At 61.8% G+C, this 15,290-nt stretch carries 15 protein-coding genes; 12 read left to right on the top strand and 3 right to left on the bottom strand.

Annotation, left to right across the window (positions count from 1 at the left end):
• Positions 1–6: 6 nt before the first annotated feature.
• Positions 7–1,188 (bottom strand): acyl-CoA dehydrogenase family protein, encoded by a 1,182-nt coding sequence (locus ATN37_RS19525; RefSeq protein WP_003945878.1) that lies wholly within the window; start codon positions 1,186–1,188, stop codon positions 7–9.
• A 265-nt stretch (positions 1,189–1,453) separates the two neighbouring features.
• On the opposite strand from ATN37_RS19525, the gene ATN37_RS19520 reads away from it, so the two are divergent.
• The 12 genes from ATN37_RS19520 (at position 1,454) to ATN37_RS19465 (ending at position 13,397) form a co-directional block, all read left to right on the top strand.
• Positions 1,454–1,645, top strand: coding sequence for a ferredoxin (locus tag ATN37_RS19520; protein ID WP_007734330.1), 192 nt, complete (start codon positions 1,454–1,456; stop codon positions 1,643–1,645).
• Between the two features lie 109 nt (positions 1,646–1,754).
• Entirely contained in the window at positions 1,755–2,672 is a 918-nt protein-coding gene (locus tag ATN37_RS19515; RefSeq protein WP_003945439.1) for a 3-oxoacyl-ACP reductase, read from the top strand.
• A gap of 487 nt (positions 2,673–3,159) precedes the next feature.
• Positions 3,160–3,924, top strand: a complete 765-nt coding sequence (locus ATN37_RS19510) for an ABC transporter permease (protein ID WP_003945687.1) — start codon at positions 3,160–3,162, stop codon at positions 3,922–3,924.
• 64 nt (positions 3,925–3,988) lie between these two features.
• The gene (locus ATN37_RS19505; RefSeq protein WP_003945759.1) at positions 3,989–4,840 is read left to right on the top strand and encodes an ABC transporter permease; all 852 of its coding nucleotides are present in this window, start codon (positions 3,989–3,991) and stop codon (positions 4,838–4,840) included.
• Positions 4,841–4,851: 11 nt separating this feature from the next.
• Positions 4,852–6,036 carry an MCE family protein gene (locus ATN37_RS19500; protein WP_218695523.1) on the top strand — a complete coding sequence of 395 codons (1,185 nt, stop codon included), beginning with the start codon at positions 4,852–4,854 and terminating at the stop codon, positions 6,034–6,036.
• Complete coding sequence (locus ATN37_RS19495) at positions 6,036–7,055, top strand: MCE family protein (RefSeq protein ID WP_064073831.1); 1,020 nt, start codon at positions 6,036–6,038, stop codon at positions 7,053–7,055. Before ATN37_RS19500 ends, ATN37_RS19495 begins: the two co-directional genes overlap by 1 nt.
• Complete coding sequence (locus tag ATN37_RS19490; protein WP_003945728.1) at positions 7,052–8,110, top strand: MCE family protein; 1,059 nt, start codon at positions 7,052–7,054, stop codon at positions 8,108–8,110. Before ATN37_RS19495 ends, ATN37_RS19490 begins: the two co-directional genes overlap by 4 nt.
• Complete coding sequence (locus tag ATN37_RS19485) at positions 8,107–9,411, top strand: MCE family protein (RefSeq protein ID WP_007734341.1); 1,305 nt, start codon at positions 8,107–8,109, stop codon at positions 9,409–9,411. Before ATN37_RS19490 ends, ATN37_RS19485 begins: the two co-directional genes overlap by 4 nt.
• Positions 9,411–10,658, top strand: coding sequence for an MCE family protein (locus ATN37_RS19480; RefSeq protein ID WP_042920418.1), 1,248 nt, complete (start codon positions 9,411–9,413; stop codon positions 10,656–10,658). Before ATN37_RS19485 ends, ATN37_RS19480 begins: the two co-directional genes overlap by 1 nt.
• On the top strand, positions 10,655–12,049 hold the full coding sequence (locus ATN37_RS19475) for an MCE family protein (protein WP_020906318.1): 1,395 nt from the start codon (positions 10,655–10,657) through the stop codon (positions 12,047–12,049). Before ATN37_RS19480 ends, ATN37_RS19475 begins: the two co-directional genes overlap by 4 nt.
• Entirely contained in the window at positions 12,049–12,852 is an 804-nt protein-coding gene (locus tag ATN37_RS19470) for a hypothetical protein (protein ID WP_207624131.1), read from the top strand. Before ATN37_RS19475 ends, ATN37_RS19470 begins: the two co-directional genes overlap by 1 nt.
• Positions 12,849–13,397 (top strand): hypothetical protein, encoded by a 549-nt coding sequence (locus ATN37_RS19465; protein WP_007734345.1) that lies wholly within the window; start codon positions 12,849–12,851, stop codon positions 13,395–13,397. Before ATN37_RS19470 ends, ATN37_RS19465 begins: the two co-directional genes overlap by 4 nt.
• A gap of 88 nt (positions 13,398–13,485) precedes the next feature.
• On the opposite strand, the gene ATN37_RS19460 is transcribed toward ATN37_RS19465, so the two are convergent.
• Together ATN37_RS19460 and ATN37_RS19455 are read right to left on the bottom strand one after the other, a co-directional pair.
• Complete coding sequence (locus ATN37_RS19460; protein ID WP_085989962.1) at positions 13,486–14,949, bottom strand: trehalose-6-phosphate synthase; 1,464 nt, start codon at positions 14,947–14,949, stop codon at positions 13,486–13,488.
• Positions 14,950–15,052: 103 nt separating this feature from the next.
• Positions 15,053–15,226: a hypothetical protein gene (locus ATN37_RS19455; protein ID WP_164490548.1), complete on the bottom strand. Its 174-nt coding sequence runs from the start codon at positions 15,224–15,226 to the stop codon at positions 15,053–15,055.
• Between the last annotated feature and the right edge of the window lie 64 nt (positions 15,227–15,290).

Below are 15,290 nucleotides of genomic sequence, written 5' to 3'. Positions count from 1 at the left end.
GGGTCCTTATCGCTTCGATGCGGGAAGCCGCAGAGCTGTCATTCCGATGATGTCGCGTTGCACTTCGTTGGTACCGCCGCCGAACGTCAGGATCAGCGAAGAACGATGCATACGTTCGATGCGGCCGCGCAGAAGGGCTCCGGGGGAGTTCTGCCTGATCGTGGCGGAGGATCCGAGGATTTCCATCAGCAAGCGGTAAGCCTCGGTGGCGAATTCGGTACCGAACACCTTGTTGGCGGACGCAGCTTCGGGGCCGGGAGCGTGATCGGTTGCGGAGGCGATTTCCCAGTTCATCAACTTCAGGTACTCGGCTTTGGCATGCACGCGAGCCAGATTGATCTGCACCCATTCCTGGTCGATCATGCGTCGGCCGTCGGGCAGCTTGGTGTTCTGTGCCCACTCACGGACCTCACGCTGCGCGGTCAGAATCGGTCCGGCCGAGGTGAGGGCAACGCGCTCGTGGTTGAGCTGATTGGTGATCAGTGCCCAGCCGCCGTGTTCCTGACCCACGATCGACGACGCCGGGACCCGCACGTCCTGGTAGTAGGTGGCGCTGGTGTCGGGGCCGGCCATGGTGTGAACCGGTGTGTAGGAGAAGCCTTCTGCCGTGGTGGGGACGATCAGCATGCTGATTCCCTTGTGCTTCTTGGCTTCCGGATCGGTGCGGCACGCCAACCACACGTAATCGGCGTACTGGATCAGGCTGGTCCACATCTTCTGCCCGTTGATGACGTAATCGTCACCGTCACGGACCGCCGACGTGCGCAGAGAGGCCAGGTCGGTGCCGGCCTCGGGCTCGGAGTAGCCGATCGCGAAGTGGAGCTCACCGCGAGAGATCTTGGGCAGGAAGAAGGCCTTCTGCTCGTCCGTACCGAAATGCATGATTGTCGGCGCTACCGAATTGATCGTCAGGAACGGCACCGGTGCACCGGCGATGGCGGCTTCGTCGGTGAAGATCAGCTGGTCCATCGCGGAGCGTTCCTGTCCGCCGTACTCTTTCGGCCAACCCAGGGTGAGCCAGCCGTCCTGGCCCATCTGCGCGACGACTTCGCGGTACACATTGCCTTCGCCGTACTCACCCGTCGTGGCGGCGAGCGCTTCACGCCGCTCGGGAGTCATCAGTTGTGCGAAGTAGGCACGCAACTCCTCCTGGAGCTGTTGCTGCTCAGGGGTGTAGGTGATGTGCATGGTTACCTCTCCGTAGAGATACGAATCAAAGCGTCAACCATTCGATTGACACAGGTTCTATCGATGCGTACATCGGCGACAAGGGACGCTCTCGCCGTCGCCGGCGGATCGTTCGACGTCCGTTCTCGGTACTTTTTCGAATCATTGCACACGACTGAAACAGGTTCTAGTGTTATCGCCAGGAACGGTGTGCGGCACAGCCCTGCGGCACTCGTTTCGTATCCGTGTTCGTGTGAGCAGTTGTGAGTAGAGAAGAGGAATCGCCATGGAGGTCAGGGTTGATCTGGACCGTTGCGAGGCAAACGGTGTGTGCGTCGGGATCGCGCCCGATATTTTCGACCTCGACGACAACGAGGAGCTCGTGATCAGTTCTGTGCGCCCACCGGAGGATCGCTGGGAGGATGTCCGTTCCGCGATCGCTCAGTGCCCGCGCGCGGCACTGACCGAACATCCGTGACGATGGTTGCCCAAAACAAGAACACGTTCTAAAGTTGCGAACTCGTGGGTCACGGCAATCGAGCCGGGTAACTCGACACACGACCGCAGAGAACCGGGAGAGCGCTTCGATGAATGCTGTGAACAGCCCAGAAACCAGTCTCGAAGGCAAGGTCGCCATCGTGACCGGTGCCGGATCGGGGCTTGGAAAGTTCGAGGCCATCGGTCTGGCGAAGGCCGGTGCTTCGTTGGTCGTCAACGATCTGGCCCCGAACGAGGCCGTCGAAGCGACGCTCGAGGAAATCCGTGGTCTCGGTGCCAAGGTCGAATTCGTGGCAGGCAACGTCGGTGAGCGTTCTACTGCCGACGCACTGATGGAAGCAGCGCAGGGTCAGTTCGGCAGTGTCGACATCGTCGTCAACAATGCAGGGGTCGTACGCGACCGGATGCTGTTCAACATGTCCGACGAAGACTGGGATCTCGTACTCGAAGTGCACCTTCGCGGCCATTTCCTCTTGTGCCGCAACGCCGCTGCCTACTGGCGGGCGAAATCCAAGGAAGCCGGGGCGCCGGTGTACGGGCGCATCGTCAACACTTCTTCGGAGGCGGGTCTCCTCGGACCGGAAGGGCAGCCCAACTACGGCGCTGCAAAAGCCGGAATCACGGCGCTGACGTTGTCGGCCGCACGTGGGCTCTCGCGCTACGGCGTACGGGCCAACGCGATCTGCCCGCGGGCACGGACGTCGATGACCGAAGGCGTGTTCGGCGACGCGCCGGCCGACGGCATGGATCCGCTCTCGCCCGAGCACGTGGCTTCGCTCGTCTCGTACCTGGCATCACCAGCGGCTGACGCCGTCAACGGTCAGGTATTCGTGGTGTACGGACCGATGGTTGCGCTGATGGCGGCGCCCGTCGTCGAGCAGAGGTTCGACGCAGAGGGAGATTCCTGGTCGCCGGAAACGCTGTCCGCAGTGATGGGTGACTACTTCGCAGGCCGTGACCCGGCAAAGATGTTCTCGGCATCGGCGGCCTTGAGGGCGCTGGGCTGAACGGTGCTCGCGACACGTAGAACCGTTGTTCGCACTCAGACGGTCTGCGTGTCCACTTCCTGGTAGAAATAGCGTGTTCACGAGTCGGTGGGCGCGGCAGCTTGCCTGCGTTCTGTAACGAGACCAACGGTCTCGAAAAAACTGGACTGTGTTCCAATTTTGCATTCCTGCGAACGATGCGATATTCGATCGGCGTGCCCAGTCAAGGCTCTCGCATGGCTGATTTTCGAACCTGGCGCCGAAAGGCGCCGATCATTCAAAAGTATTAATTTCCAGGATATTTCGGCGAAAATCACATCGAAAAGGGATGCTTCCCATGTCTCCGATCTTCCGGTTTCGGATCGGCGCCGTGAGGCTACTCCTTAGAGTTGGACACTTGTTTTTGACAGGTGAACACGTTCTAGTTAATATGACCTGAGTCACAAGCTGTCGGGGGCTGGACTATGAGAACAGACAGTACTGCGGCAACCAAGGACGAGGAGGGCGAATGGTAGACCTCGTCGAGGTGCCATTACGAGCGGTCGGTGGCTTCTTTCAGATGTCCGCCCAAACCTTGAGGGCAGTCTTCTCCCGCCCTTTCCAGCGGCAAGAGTTCATCGATCAGGCCTGGTTCGTGGCCCGAGTCTCGATGGTGCCGACGGTGCTGGTCGCAATCCCGTTCACGGTGCTGGTCAGCTTCACCATCAACATTCTCTTGCGCGAGATCGGTGCAGCCGACCTCAGTGGTGCCGGAGCTGCCCTCGGCACCGTCACACAGGTCGGCCCCATCGTCACAGTGCTGATCGTCGCCGGCGCCGGCGCAACCGCCATCTGCGCGGATCTTTCGGCCCGAACCATCCGCGAAGAGATCGACGCCATGAAGGTGCTCGGGATCAATCCCATCCACCGGTTGGTCGTTCCCCGAGTGCTCGCGTCGACAGGTGTGGCGCTGCTTCTCAACGGACTGGTCTGCACCATCGGCATCCTCGGCGGTTTCGTCTTCTCCGTGTTCATCCAGGACGTGAACCCCGGCGCGTTCGTCAACGGCATCACACTGCTCACCGGATTCGGTGAGCTCATGCTCTCCATGGTCAAAGCAGGGCTGTTCGGCATGATCGCCGGCCTGGTTGCGGCCTACCTCGGACTCAACGTCAAAGGCGGCGCCAAGAGCGTCGGTGACGCGGTCAACCAGACCGTCGTGTTCGCGTTCATGGCGCTCTTCGTCGTCAACGTGCTCATCACGACCATCGGTATCAAGTTGACGGCCGGATGAGGCCCACGGCAGTCGGAGAGATCGAAGTGGACAGAACGACAAACGACAGACGGGAGGAGATCTGATGGCGTTGGCCGCAGCGGGACGCTTCCCGCGCACACGTCGACAGATCGGCTCGATCTCTCGCAGTATCGACAGCATCGGTGATCAAGCGCTGTTCTTCGCGAAGGCTCTCGGTCACGCTCCCAAGGCGCTGATGCGCTATCCACGTGAAACTCTGCGACTGATCGCCGAGATCAGCATGGGCACCGGTGCGCTCGCCGTCATCGGTGGCACCGTCGTGATCGTCGGATTCCTGACGCTGTTCACCGGTGGCACCATCGCCGTTCAGGGTTACAGCTCGCTGGGCAACATCGGCGTCGAAGCACTGACGGGCTTCTTCGCCGCCTTCATCAACGTTCGCATCGCAGCGCCGGTCATCGCCGGAATCGGCCTCGCCGCGACCATCGGCGCCGGCTCCACCGCGCAGCTCGGTGCGATGCGCGTCTCCGAAGAGATCGACGCGCTGGAGACGATGGCGATCCCGTCGATTCCGTATCTGGTCAGCACCCGCGTCATGGCCGGCATGATCGCGATCATCCCGCTGTACTCACTGGCGGTCATCGCGTCGTTCGTCGCCAGCCGCTTTGCGACGGTGTTCCTCTACAACCAGTCCGGCGGCGTGTACGACCACTACTTCACGACCTTCCTGATACCCACGGACATACTGTGGTCGTTCGCCCAGGCGATAGTCATGGCGCTGGCCGTCATGCTCATCCACACCTACTACGGCTTCAACGCAACCGGTGGCCCGGTCGGCGTCGGTGTCGCGGTGGGTAACGCAGTGCGCGCCTCGTTGATCGCGGTCGTCACGGTCACCCTGCTCATCTCACTCGCCATCTACGGCGGGTCCGGCAACTTCAACCTGTCGGGATAGGCGGGCAAGCGATGACCGTACCCAGATGGCACAAGAAGTTGGCCGCAGCCGGCCTGGTCCTCGGACTCGTGGCGATCGTCGCCGTTGCTCTCACCATGTTCTCGGGTGGGTTCACCAAGAGCACGCCCATCACCGTGACGTCCACGCGTGCCGGCCTGGTCATGGAACCGAATGCGAAGGTGAAGCTGCGCGGAGTGCAGGTCGGCCGCGTCGAATCGATCTCCCTCGTCGGGGACCAGGCAAACCTGAAGTTGGCGATGGATCCGGGCCAGATGTCGAAGATTCCGTCGAACGCCCGGGTGGAGATCAAGACCACCACGGTGTTCGGTGCGAAGTACGTCAACATCGTGATTCCCGACGATCCGTCGACCCAGTCGATCCAGGAGGGTGCTGTCATCGCTTCGGACAGCGTCACCGTCGAGTTCAACAGTGTCTTCGAACATCTTTCGGACGTACTCGCGAAGATCGAACCGGAAAAGCTCAACGCCACACTCGGCGCGATCTCCACCGCACTCAACGGGCGCGGCGAGTCGCTGGGTGAGGTTCTCGAGCTCGGTGACACCTATCTGAAGAAGATGAATCCGGTTCTGCCGCAGCTCCAGGAAGACTTGGTCGGCGCCGCCGATGTCACCAATCTGTACGCCGACGTGGCACCGGATCTGATGCGCATTCTCGACAATGCCACCGCGACAAGCGGATCGATCGTGGCGGAGCAGGCAAACCTCGACTTGCTGTTGCTCAACGTCACCGGCCTCGCGGACACCGGCAACGCGTTGTTGACCGACAACGAGCAGAACCTGACCACCGCCCTCGACATTCTGACCGCGACGACGACCCTGCTCGACAAGTACTCGTCAGGTCTGACGTGCTTCATCGTCGGGTTGAACGACGGCCGGATCAAGTTCGAGCCACTGGCAGGCACCGGTGACAAAGCGGCACTGATGCTGAGTGCGAGCTTCATGTACGGCGCCGAGGCGTACCAGAATCCGCAATCTCTCCCCAAGGTCGCGGCCTCCGGCGGACCCAATTGTTATGGTCTGCCCGAATTCGATCCGAAGGTCGACGGGCATGCACCGTTCGCAGTCACCAACACCGGCAATGTGCCCTTCGTTCCCAACACCGAACTGCGCGTTACCGTGCCGACCATTTTCCAGTATCTCTTCGGTGACTCCTACGAGCAGGAAGACGGGAAGTGATGAGACCGACCACGGTCAAGCTGCTGATTTTCACCGTCGTCATGGCGGTCATCTTCGCCGGACTGGCGATCGTCTTCAGTCAGGTGCGCTTCAGCAGCAGCAACGGATTTCACGCCACCTTCTCGGACGTCTCGGGACTCAAGTCCGGCGACAAGGTCCGCATCGCCGGTGTTCCGGTCGGGTCGGTCACCGGAGTGTCCATCGGTGACTCCAACCAGGCCGAGGTCGAGTTCGACGTCGACACCAAGTACTCGCTGATGAAGAGCACCAAAGCGACTGTGCGCTACGAGAACCTGGTGGGCGATCGCTACATGGAACTGCTCGAGGGCGCCGGTTCCACCGAGATGCTTCCGTCGGGAGGATCCATTCCGGTCGATCAGACGTCGCCCGCTCTCGATCTGGATCTGCTGCTCGGCGGATTCAAGCCGCTGCTTCGTTCGCTCGACCCGCAGCAGGTCAACGACCTCTCCGGGGCCCTGCTGCAGGTACTCCAGGGCCAGGGCGGAACGCTGGTTTCGTTGCTGGGAAACACCAGTTCGTTCACCAGAACGTTGGCGGACCGAGACCAGCTGATCGGGGACGTCATCACCAATCTCAACGACGTACTCGGCACCATCAACGACAAGGGCGATCAGTTCTCCACCACGATCGATCAGCTCCAGCAGTTGGTCAGTGGATTGGCGAAGGACAGTGGCCCGATCGGTAATTCGATCACCGAGATCGCCGGTGCCACGGGAGATCTCGCGTCGTTGCTGCAGGCGACACGTCCGGACATCCAGACGCTGATCGGGGAGACCAACCGAACGATGACGCAGCTGGACCTGGGCAAGGACGACATCAACACCGCTCTCGATCGTCTGCCGTCCGACTACCGGAAGCTGATCCGAGTGGGCACGTACGGAGCGTTCTTCCAGTTCTATCTGTGCGCCAACACTTTCAAGTTCTCCGGACCCGACGGGACGACGATCATCTTGCCCACGGCAGTTCAGGACACGGGAAGGTGCGCAAAAGTCTCATGACCCCAACCCGTGAACGTAATCCGGTACAGATCGGTGTCATCGGTCTCGTCCTGGCGGTGGCAACCGTCGGTGCCGCGCTTCAATACGATCAACTCCAGTTCATCAACGGTGGCATTCGCTACTCGGCGTACTTCCAAGATGCCGGCGGCCTGGTCACCGGCGACGACGTGACCATGGCCGGCGTGAAGGTCGGCAAGGTCAGCGACGTCGAACTCGACGACCAGAAGGTGTTGGTCACCTTCACCGTTCAGGACGGTGTCGCCCTGGGCGAGCAGACAGCGGCTGATATCAAGACCAACACGGTTCTCGGGCGAAAGTCGTTGGCGGTACGGCCGGAAGGATCCGGACTGTTGCGGACGGACACGCCGATTCCGGTCGAACGCACCAACTCCCCGTACTCGCTCAACGACGCTCTGGGTGACCTCGGGACGACGGTGTCCGAACTCGACACGGAACAGATCAACGATTCGCTCAACGCGATCTCGGACACGCTGGCCGATACTCCGCCCGAACTGCGCACCGCGTTGGACGGAATGACGCGGCTTTCGCAGAGCATCAACTCACGCGACGAGAGCCTGCTCCAATTGCTCTCGCGGGCCGAAGATGTCACCAAGATCCTCTCCGACAGAAGCGGTCAGATCGATTCGTTGCTGGTCGACGGCAACAAGCTGTTTGCCGAACTGAGCTTGCGGCGTGACGCGATCAGCGAACTGATCGTCAACACCGGCGCAGTCTCACGTCAACTGTCAGCGCTGGTGCAGGAGAACGAGGCTCAGATGGGGCCGACCCTCGAGAAGCTGAATTCGGTCGCCGAGGTTCTCCAGCAGAACAAGGACAACATCGCGGGAGCGCTCGACGGACTCGGACCGTACATCACCGCGCTCGGTGAGACCGTGGCCAGCGGCCCGTTCTTCGACGCCTTCATCATCAACATTCTGCCGAGCAACTGGTGGAAGACCCTGGTGGACACCAGCGTCGCGCCCGAGCAGGTTCCGGGCGACCTGGAAGACTTCTTCCCCGGTATTCCACCGACGATCAGGGGGCCGGGAGAATGACCGAGACCATGACTTCACAGGATCCACAGGGCTCCACCAACCCACGCAAGAAGTGGGTGCTGATCGGAGCGGGTGTGCTGGTCGCGCTGCTCGTCGCCGGTGCGGCCTACCTCTTCATCCCTGGCCTGGGCAAGACCAAGATCTCCGCGCACTTCGTCTCGACCACCGGTCTCTACGAGGGCGATGTCGTGCGAGTGCTCGGTGTCAACGTCGGCAAGGTGACCAAGATCGAACCGCGTGATCGGGACACCTACGTCGAGATGAAGATCGATTCGAGCGTCGACGTTCCGGCAGATGCCAAGGCGCTCATCGTTGCTCAAAGCCTCGTGTCCGCACGCTTCGTGCAATTGACCCCCGTGTACTCCGGCGGGGAACAGATGCCCAACGGCGGCGAGATCCCGATCGAGCGCACCGCCGTTCCGGTGGAGTGGGACGAGATCAAGACCGAACTGACCAAACTGTCGGACGCACTCGGACCGGAGGGTCTGGACGATCAGGGTTCCCTCGGTCGATTCATCGACACCGTGGGAACGAACCTCGACGGTAACGGTGAGTCGATTCGGTCGACGCTGCGCGAACTCTCGGCCACGATGCACACGCTGTCCGAAGGCCGGACCGATTTGTTCTCCACCATTCGGAACCTGCAGGCGTTTGTCACTGCGTTGTCCTCGAGCAACGAGCAGATCGTGCAGTTCAGCGGTCACCTCGCTTCGGTGACAAGCGTTCTCGCAAGCAGTTCCGACGAGTTGGGTACCGCCCTCAGTGATCTCGACCTGGCCGTCGGCGACGTCCAGCGGTTCGTCAAGGACAACAGCGAGGGACTGAGCGAATCGGTTGCGCGTCTCGCCGATGCCACTCAGGTACTGACTGACAAGCGCCCGGAGATCGAGCAGGTTCTGCACTCCGGACCGACGTCGCTTGCCAACTTCTATCAGATCTACAAGCCGGCTCAGGGCAGTATGACCGGCGCAATTGCACTGAGTAACTTCAAGAATCCGATCCAGTGGATCTGTGGTTCCATCGAAGGTATCGAGAGTGGTAACTCCCAGAACAGTGCCGACCTGTGTAAGCAGTACCTCGGGCCGGTGCTCAGCACGATGATCGGCAACTACCCCGGATTCCTGTTCAACCCGGTCGCGGGTGTGCAGGCTTTCCCGGATCAGATCGTCTACACCGAGCCGGGATTGGAAGCGGCAAGTCAGAATCAGCCGGAAACCGTCGCAGGACCGATGTCGGGTGCTCCCATGACGAGTGTTCCCAAGGATCTCGCCGAACTCTTCAACATGGGCGGAGGGAACTGATGCGGGTAGCTCGCAAGACCACGGTTGCGGTGTTGGCCACGGCAGTGGCTCTCGGCGCCAGCGGTTGTGAATGGAACGGTCTCAACTCGGTGCCGATGCCAGGCACTCAAGGCCGGGGCGAAGGCGCATACGAGGTTCAGATCGAGATGCCGAACGTGACTACGCTGTCGCAGAATTCGCCCGTCCGGGTGGATGACGTGGCAGTGGGAAGCGTTTCGAACATCGAGGTTCAAGGCTGGCACGCTCTGGTGACGGTGTCGCTGAATCCCGAGGTTCAGTTGCCGGCCAACGCGACGGCAAAAATCGGTCAGACCAGCTTGCTCGGCTCTCAGCACATCGAGTTGGCGCCGCCGGTAGGGGAGGAGCCCGAGGGCCGACTCGAAGCCGGTGACCTGATTCCGATCGAGCGGGCGGGCGCTTACCCGACGACGGAACAGACGCTGTCGTCGCTGTCGGTGGTACTGAACGGCGGCGGTCTCGCTCAGGTTCAGGACATCACGAAGGAACTCAACGCCGCTCTCGGTGGGCGTGAAGATTCGGTTCGCGACCTCCTGCCTCAGCTCGATCAGCTGGTCGGCAGTCTGGACAAGCAACGGGGCGACATCGTTTCGGCGATGGAGGGACTCGATCGACTGTCCTCGACGGTCCAGGCCCAGCACGACACCCTGAACAAAGCACTCGAAGGTATTCCGCCGGCACTCGAGGTTCTTGTCGCTCAGCGTCAGGACATCACCAACGCCTTGACCTCCCTCGGTGGTCTCAGCGAGGTGGCCAGTCGCGTCATCCAGGAGAGCGGTGACGATTTCGCGACCAACGTTCGCGCGCTGTCGCCGACTCTGAAAGCGTTGGCGGATTCGGGCAACGCTCTCACGCAGGTTCTCGGAGTCCTCTTGACGTTCCCGTTCCCACAGAACGGAATCGACAACGTCATTCGCGGTGACTACGCCAACCTGGCCATGACCATCGACATCTCGCTGCCCCGACTGGACGCGAACTTCCTCACCGGAACTCCGTTGGCCGGAACGCTCTCCGGACCGGAAGGCGTGTTGGGTAAGCAGGCCGGGCTGGCCGGACAGACAGGCAACCCGTTGAGCGATCCGCTCAAGCCTGCCGCACCGCCCGCACAGGCCCCTGCCGGACAGGCTCCCGCAGGACAGGCTCCGGCAGCGGATCCGAATACCATTCAGATTCCGGGACTTCCGCCGATCAACATTCCAGGACTTCCTCAGGGGGCACCGGCACCATGATGCTCACAAAGTTCGTCCGCATCCAGCTCATCATCTTCGCCGTCTTGACGGTCGTCGGTTTGATAGTGATGGCCACTCAGTACGTGCGTGTTCCCGCTATGGTCGGTATCGGCCGATACGACGTCACCGTCGAATTGCCCGCCACCGGTGGGCTGTACAAGAACTCGAACGTCACCTACCGCGGTCAGACCATCGGCGTCGTGAACGCGGTGGAGTTGTCGGAAACGGGCGTGAATGCGCGTCTGTCTCTCGAGAGCGGCGTCAAGGTGCCCTCGGACGTCGACGCTGCGGTCAAGAGTGTGTCGGCGATCGGCGAGCAGTTCGTCGATCTGATTCCGCACACCGACAGCTCCGGAGCGATCGTGGTCGACGGGCATCTGGAAAACGGATCGGTGATTCCCGAAGACCGAACCAGCATTCCGCAGGATGTCGGCGCGATGCTCGATCAGGCAGATCTGTTGCTGCAGAGCATTTCCGACACCAAGCTCAAGACCGTCATCGACGAATCCTTCAAGGCGTTCAACGGTGCCGGCCCGGATCTGCAGAAGCTGATCGACTCGGCTCGGCTGTTCGTCGAAGAGGCGAACAACAACTCCGACGCGACCAAGACCCTGATCGAGCAGGCCGGTCCACTCCTGGACACCCAGGTGGTCAGCAGCGACGCCATCCGTTCCTGGACAAGCAATCTGGTGACGTTCACCGATCAGCTCCGAGCCAGCGACCCTGATCTGCGTGCCGTCATCCAGAAGGGGCCGGCGGCAGCGGCGGAGGCGAATGCTCTTCTGCAAGACATGCAGCCGACATTGCCGATTCTTCTGGCGAACCTCGTGTCCGTCGGACAGGTCGGCGTGATCTACAACAACGCGATCGAGCAGATTCTGGTCATCTACCCGCCGCTGGCCGCGGCGCTGGTCACGGTGGCAGGCTCCGGCCCGGCTGCGGATGGTGCACTGGTGGACTTCCACATGGAGGTCAACGACCCGCCGCCGTGCACTACAGGATTCCTGCCCGCAGAGCAGTGGCGCAGTCCGAAGGACGAATCACCGATCGAGACGCCGTCGGATCTCTTCTGCCAGGTTGCCCAGGATTCGCCGATCGCCGTGCGCGGCGCGAGAAACCTTCCCTGCGAGGAGTATCCGGGACGTCGTGCGCCGACGGTCGAACAGTGCCGTTCCGGCTACGTACCGATGGGCACGAACCCGCAATCCGGGCCTCCGGAACCGATTACCGCGACCCCGAGCTCGTACACGTCGACGCCTTCGGTCTCGGCTCGTCGGTACGATCCGATTACAGGCACGTACATCGGGCCGGACGGAAGGACGTACTCGCAACCGAACCTCGGTGGCGGCGACGTCAGTCTCGAACAGTTCATGAAGGGTCAGCAGGGTTGATGACAGACGAAGATCCACAGGCCGGGCAGCGGGTGCGCCGTCGCGCGTCCCGCAGCGCCGGACCCACGGGTGCGGATGCAGACGCTGCCGCGGTAGTAGTGCCCACCGAAAAGAAGTCGGCCGAACAGAAGCCAGCCGAGCAGAAGGCGGCTGAGCAGAAGGTGGCTGAGCAGAAGGCGGCGGCGCCAGTTGCTTTGGGCAAGCCCGATACTCCACCTGAGAAGGTCGTCAGCGGTGATCAGGTCACGACCGAGGCTGAGCCGACCGGTACCGCCGAAACCCCCGCAGAAACTGCTGTGGACACCCCTGTTCGTTCGAAGCCCAAGGCCGGGTTGGTAGTCGGGATCGCCATTGCTTCGGTGATCGCTGTTGCTCTTGCGGCCCTGACGGTGTTTCTTCTCGTCGACCGGAACAAGGCGTCCAATGCCGACGAGGACCGAGCCCGCTACGTGGCCGGTGCCCGGACCACCGCACTGAATCTGACGACACTGCACGCGGATACAGCGGCTGCCGACCTCGACAAGTTCCTCGCCGGCACCACCGACGAGTTCAAGTCGCAGTTCGACGGACGCAAGGATTCGTTTGTCAACGTCCTCGGGCAGGCCGGAGTTCAGACCGACGGCGAGGTGCTCGAAGCCGGGTTCGAGAAATCCGACGGCGATTGCGGGACTTCATTGGTCGCGGTGCGTGCGATGCAGAAGAACGGCGACGAAGCGCCCGCTGAACGCAACTACCGACTCCGAATCACCATGTGCGACGTCGACGGGCAATTGCGTGCCTCGAATGTGGAGTTTGTGCCATGACCCCAGAAGTGAACCCCGAGACGTCCAAGCAAGTTTCGCCGAAGCCGAAGCGCGCCTCACCGCTCGCCATCATCCTGTGCGTCATCAGTGCAGTGGCCATCGCGTTGGCGGCAGTGTCGGCGTATCTCTACTTCGGTCCGGACGGAACGCGTGACACCGCAGCGATCGATCAGACCAGAGACGAAGTGGCACAGGCCTCTTCCGATCAGGCGGTAGCGATGTTCCAGTACGACTACAACAACGTCGACCAGCAGTTGCATGCAGCCACAGACGGTTTGACGGGCGATTTTCAAGGCACGTTCACCAACCTGATCGAGTCGGTGATCATTCCGGGAGCCAAGGAAAAGTCGCTGACCGTTCAGGTCGTCGTCCAGGGCGCCGCGGTTCTCGACGCCGAGGCAGACAGCGCGACGACGATGCTGTTCCTCAATCAGATCACGACGTCTTCGGAATCGCCCGAAGCCGTTGCCAGTGGCAGTCGCGTGAAGATGAGTCTGGAGAAGCAGGACGGGCGTTGGCTCGTGAACAACGTCCAACCCTTCTGATCAAACACACGAAGGCTGGAGTCGGGTACGAAAGAGGCTGGGGCCGCGGAGATTCACTCTCCGCGGCCTCAGCCTTTGTGCACTGTCCTCAGTGGTCTTGGGCTTCGGCCGGGGCGATCAGCGCCGGGCCTGCGGCACCGCCGTGTGCGAGCGCGTCGAGGAACGAGCGCGCCCAGCGGTCGACGTCGTGCGTCAGGACCTGACGACGTAGCGCACGCATGTGGCGCCGGCCGTCCTCGCGCGGTTGATTGAGGGCCTTCTCCATCGAATCCTTGACGTCGTCGAGGTCGTGAGGATTGCACAGGAATGCCTGGCGGAGTTCTGCTGCGGCACCGGTGAATTCGCTGAGCAGCAATGCACCACCCAGATCACTGCGGCAGGCGACGTATTCCTTCGCGACGAGGTTCATGCCGTCACGCAGCGGCGTGACGAGCATGAGATCGGCGGCGACGAAGAACGCGACCAGTTCGTCGCGTGGGATCGGCCGATGGATGTAATGGACGACGGGGCGGCCGACTTCGCTGAACTCGCCGTTGATCCGGGAGACCTTCTGCTCGATGTCTCCGCGCATCTGTACGTAGCTTTCGACGCGTTCGCGGCTCGGGGTCGCCAGCTGCACCATGACGGTGTCGGCGGGATCGATGCGCTTCTCCATGAGAAGTTCGTGGAGCGCAGCGAGCCTGACGTCGATGCCTTTGGTGTAGTCGAGGCGGTCGACGCCCAGCATGATGTGCTTGGGGTTTCCGAGTTCTTTGCGAATCTGCTTGGCGCGGTCTCGAATTGCCTTGGTGCGCGAGAGCTCGTCGAGCTTGCCGGAGTCGATGGAGATAGGGAAGGCGCCGACGCGGACGCTACGGAAACCTACTTGCACCACACCGAGTTTGGAGCGGACGCCGACGGTTCCACGTGAAGTCTGTTGCCCGGCAAGGCGTCTGGCCAGGTACAGGAAGTTCTGTGCGCCACCCGGAAGGTGGAAGCCGATGAGGTCGGCGCCGAGGAGGCCTTCGACGATCTCGGTGCGCCACGGCATCTGCATGAACAGCTCGACCGGGGGAAACGGAATGTGCAGGAAGAAGCCGATGGTCAGGTCGGGGCGCAGCATCCGCAGCATCTTCGGTACCAACTGCAGCTGGTAGTCCTGGATCCAGACTGTCGCGCCCTGTGCCGCTGCCTTGGAGGTGGCTTCGGCGAATCGCCGGTTCACCTCGACGTAGGCGTTCCACCATTCGCGGTGGTACTCGGGTTTGACGATGACGTCGTGATAGAGCGGCCAGAGGGTGGCGTTGGAGAATCCCTCGTAGTACTCGTTGATCTCCTCGGCGCTCAGCGGCACGGGGTAGAGCTCGAGCCCGTCTTCGACGATGGGGTCGAGCTCGGCGTCCGCCACCCCCGCCCAGCCCACCCACGCGCCTTGATTGCTGCGCAGGATCGGCTCGAGAGCGGTGACCAGTCCGCCGGGGCTTCGCTTCCAGCGGGTGGTGCCGTCGGGAAGCCGTTCCAAGTCGACGGGCAGGCGGTTCGCTACGACAACGAACTCAGCCTGCCCGGACACGGCTTCACCGGTCGAAGAAGCAGGTGCGCTGTCAGAAAGGGTTGAACTGGTCGAATCCGGACTGACAGGCACGTGGTTCCTTCTCGGTCGGTGAGGGAAAGATTCAGTCGAGCTTGGCGGCGGGGGAGATACCGAGCATCGAGAGCAGCATCCTGCACTCGTCGGCATCTTCCGCGTAGGCAGCGACGACGCGCTGTGCCTGACGAGCAGTTTCGTCCGCTACGGGCTCGAGGTCCTCGTCCGCGATCTCGGTTTCGACGGTCGTGTTCTCAGCCATCATGTTCCTCTCGTGCTTGCCTGCACGGCGCAAGCAATGGTTCTTACTCGCGACTCTATGAGAA

It is taken from the genome of Rhodococcus sp. MH15 (assembly GCF_019266045.1).
Classification (GTDB): domain Bacteria; phylum Actinomycetota; class Actinomycetes; order Mycobacteriales; family Mycobacteriaceae; genus Rhodococcus_F; species Rhodococcus_F qingshengii.
This window is presented reverse-complemented; position numbering and strand designations above follow the sequence as displayed.

Excerpts from the sequence above, each read along its gene's own strand:
- ATN37_RS19480 (WP_042920418.1), top strand. The coding sequence starts at position 9,411 with ATGCGGGTAGCTCGCAAGACCACGGTTGCGGTGTTGGCCACGGCAGTG.
- ATN37_RS19520 (WP_007734330.1), top strand. The coding sequence starts at position 1,454 with ATGGAGGTCAGGGTTGATCTGGACCGTTGCGAGGCAAACGGTGTGTGC.
- ATN37_RS19465 (WP_007734345.1), top strand. The coding sequence starts at position 12,849 with ATGACCCCAGAAGTGAACCCCGAGACGTCCAAGCAAGTTTCGCCGAAG.
- ATN37_RS19470 (WP_207624131.1), top strand. The coding sequence starts at position 12,049 with ATGACAGACGAAGATCCACAGGCCGGGCAGCGGGTGCGCCGTCGCGCG.
- ATN37_RS19485 (WP_007734341.1), top strand. The coding sequence starts at position 8,107 with ATGACCGAGACCATGACTTCACAGGATCCACAGGGCTCCACCAACCCA.
- ATN37_RS19505 (WP_003945759.1), top strand. The coding sequence starts at position 3,989 with ATGGCGTTGGCCGCAGCGGGACGCTTCCCGCGCACACGTCGACAGATC.
- ATN37_RS19475 (WP_020906318.1), top strand. The coding sequence starts at position 10,655 with ATGATGCTCACAAAGTTCGTCCGCATCCAGCTCATCATCTTCGCCGTC.
- ATN37_RS19500 (WP_218695523.1), top strand. The coding sequence starts at position 4,852 with ATGACCGTACCCAGATGGCACAAGAAGTTGGCCGCAGCCGGCCTGGTC.
- ATN37_RS19510 (WP_003945687.1), top strand. The coding sequence starts at position 3,160 with ATGGTAGACCTCGTCGAGGTGCCATTACGAGCGGTCGGTGGCTTCTTT.
- ATN37_RS19455 (WP_164490548.1), bottom strand. The coding sequence starts at position 15,226 with ATGGCTGAGAACACGACCGTCGAAACCGAGATCGCGGACGAGGACCTC.
- ATN37_RS19525 (WP_003945878.1), bottom strand. The coding sequence starts at position 1,188 with ATGCACATCACCTACACCCCTGAGCAGCAACAGCTCCAGGAGGAGTTG.
- ATN37_RS19495 (WP_064073831.1), top strand. The coding sequence starts at position 6,036 with ATGAGACCGACCACGGTCAAGCTGCTGATTTTCACCGTCGTCATGGCG.
- ATN37_RS19490 (WP_003945728.1), top strand. The coding sequence starts at position 7,052 with ATGACCCCAACCCGTGAACGTAATCCGGTACAGATCGGTGTCATCGGT.
- ATN37_RS19515 (WP_003945439.1), top strand. The coding sequence starts at position 1,755 with ATGAATGCTGTGAACAGCCCAGAAACCAGTCTCGAAGGCAAGGTCGCC.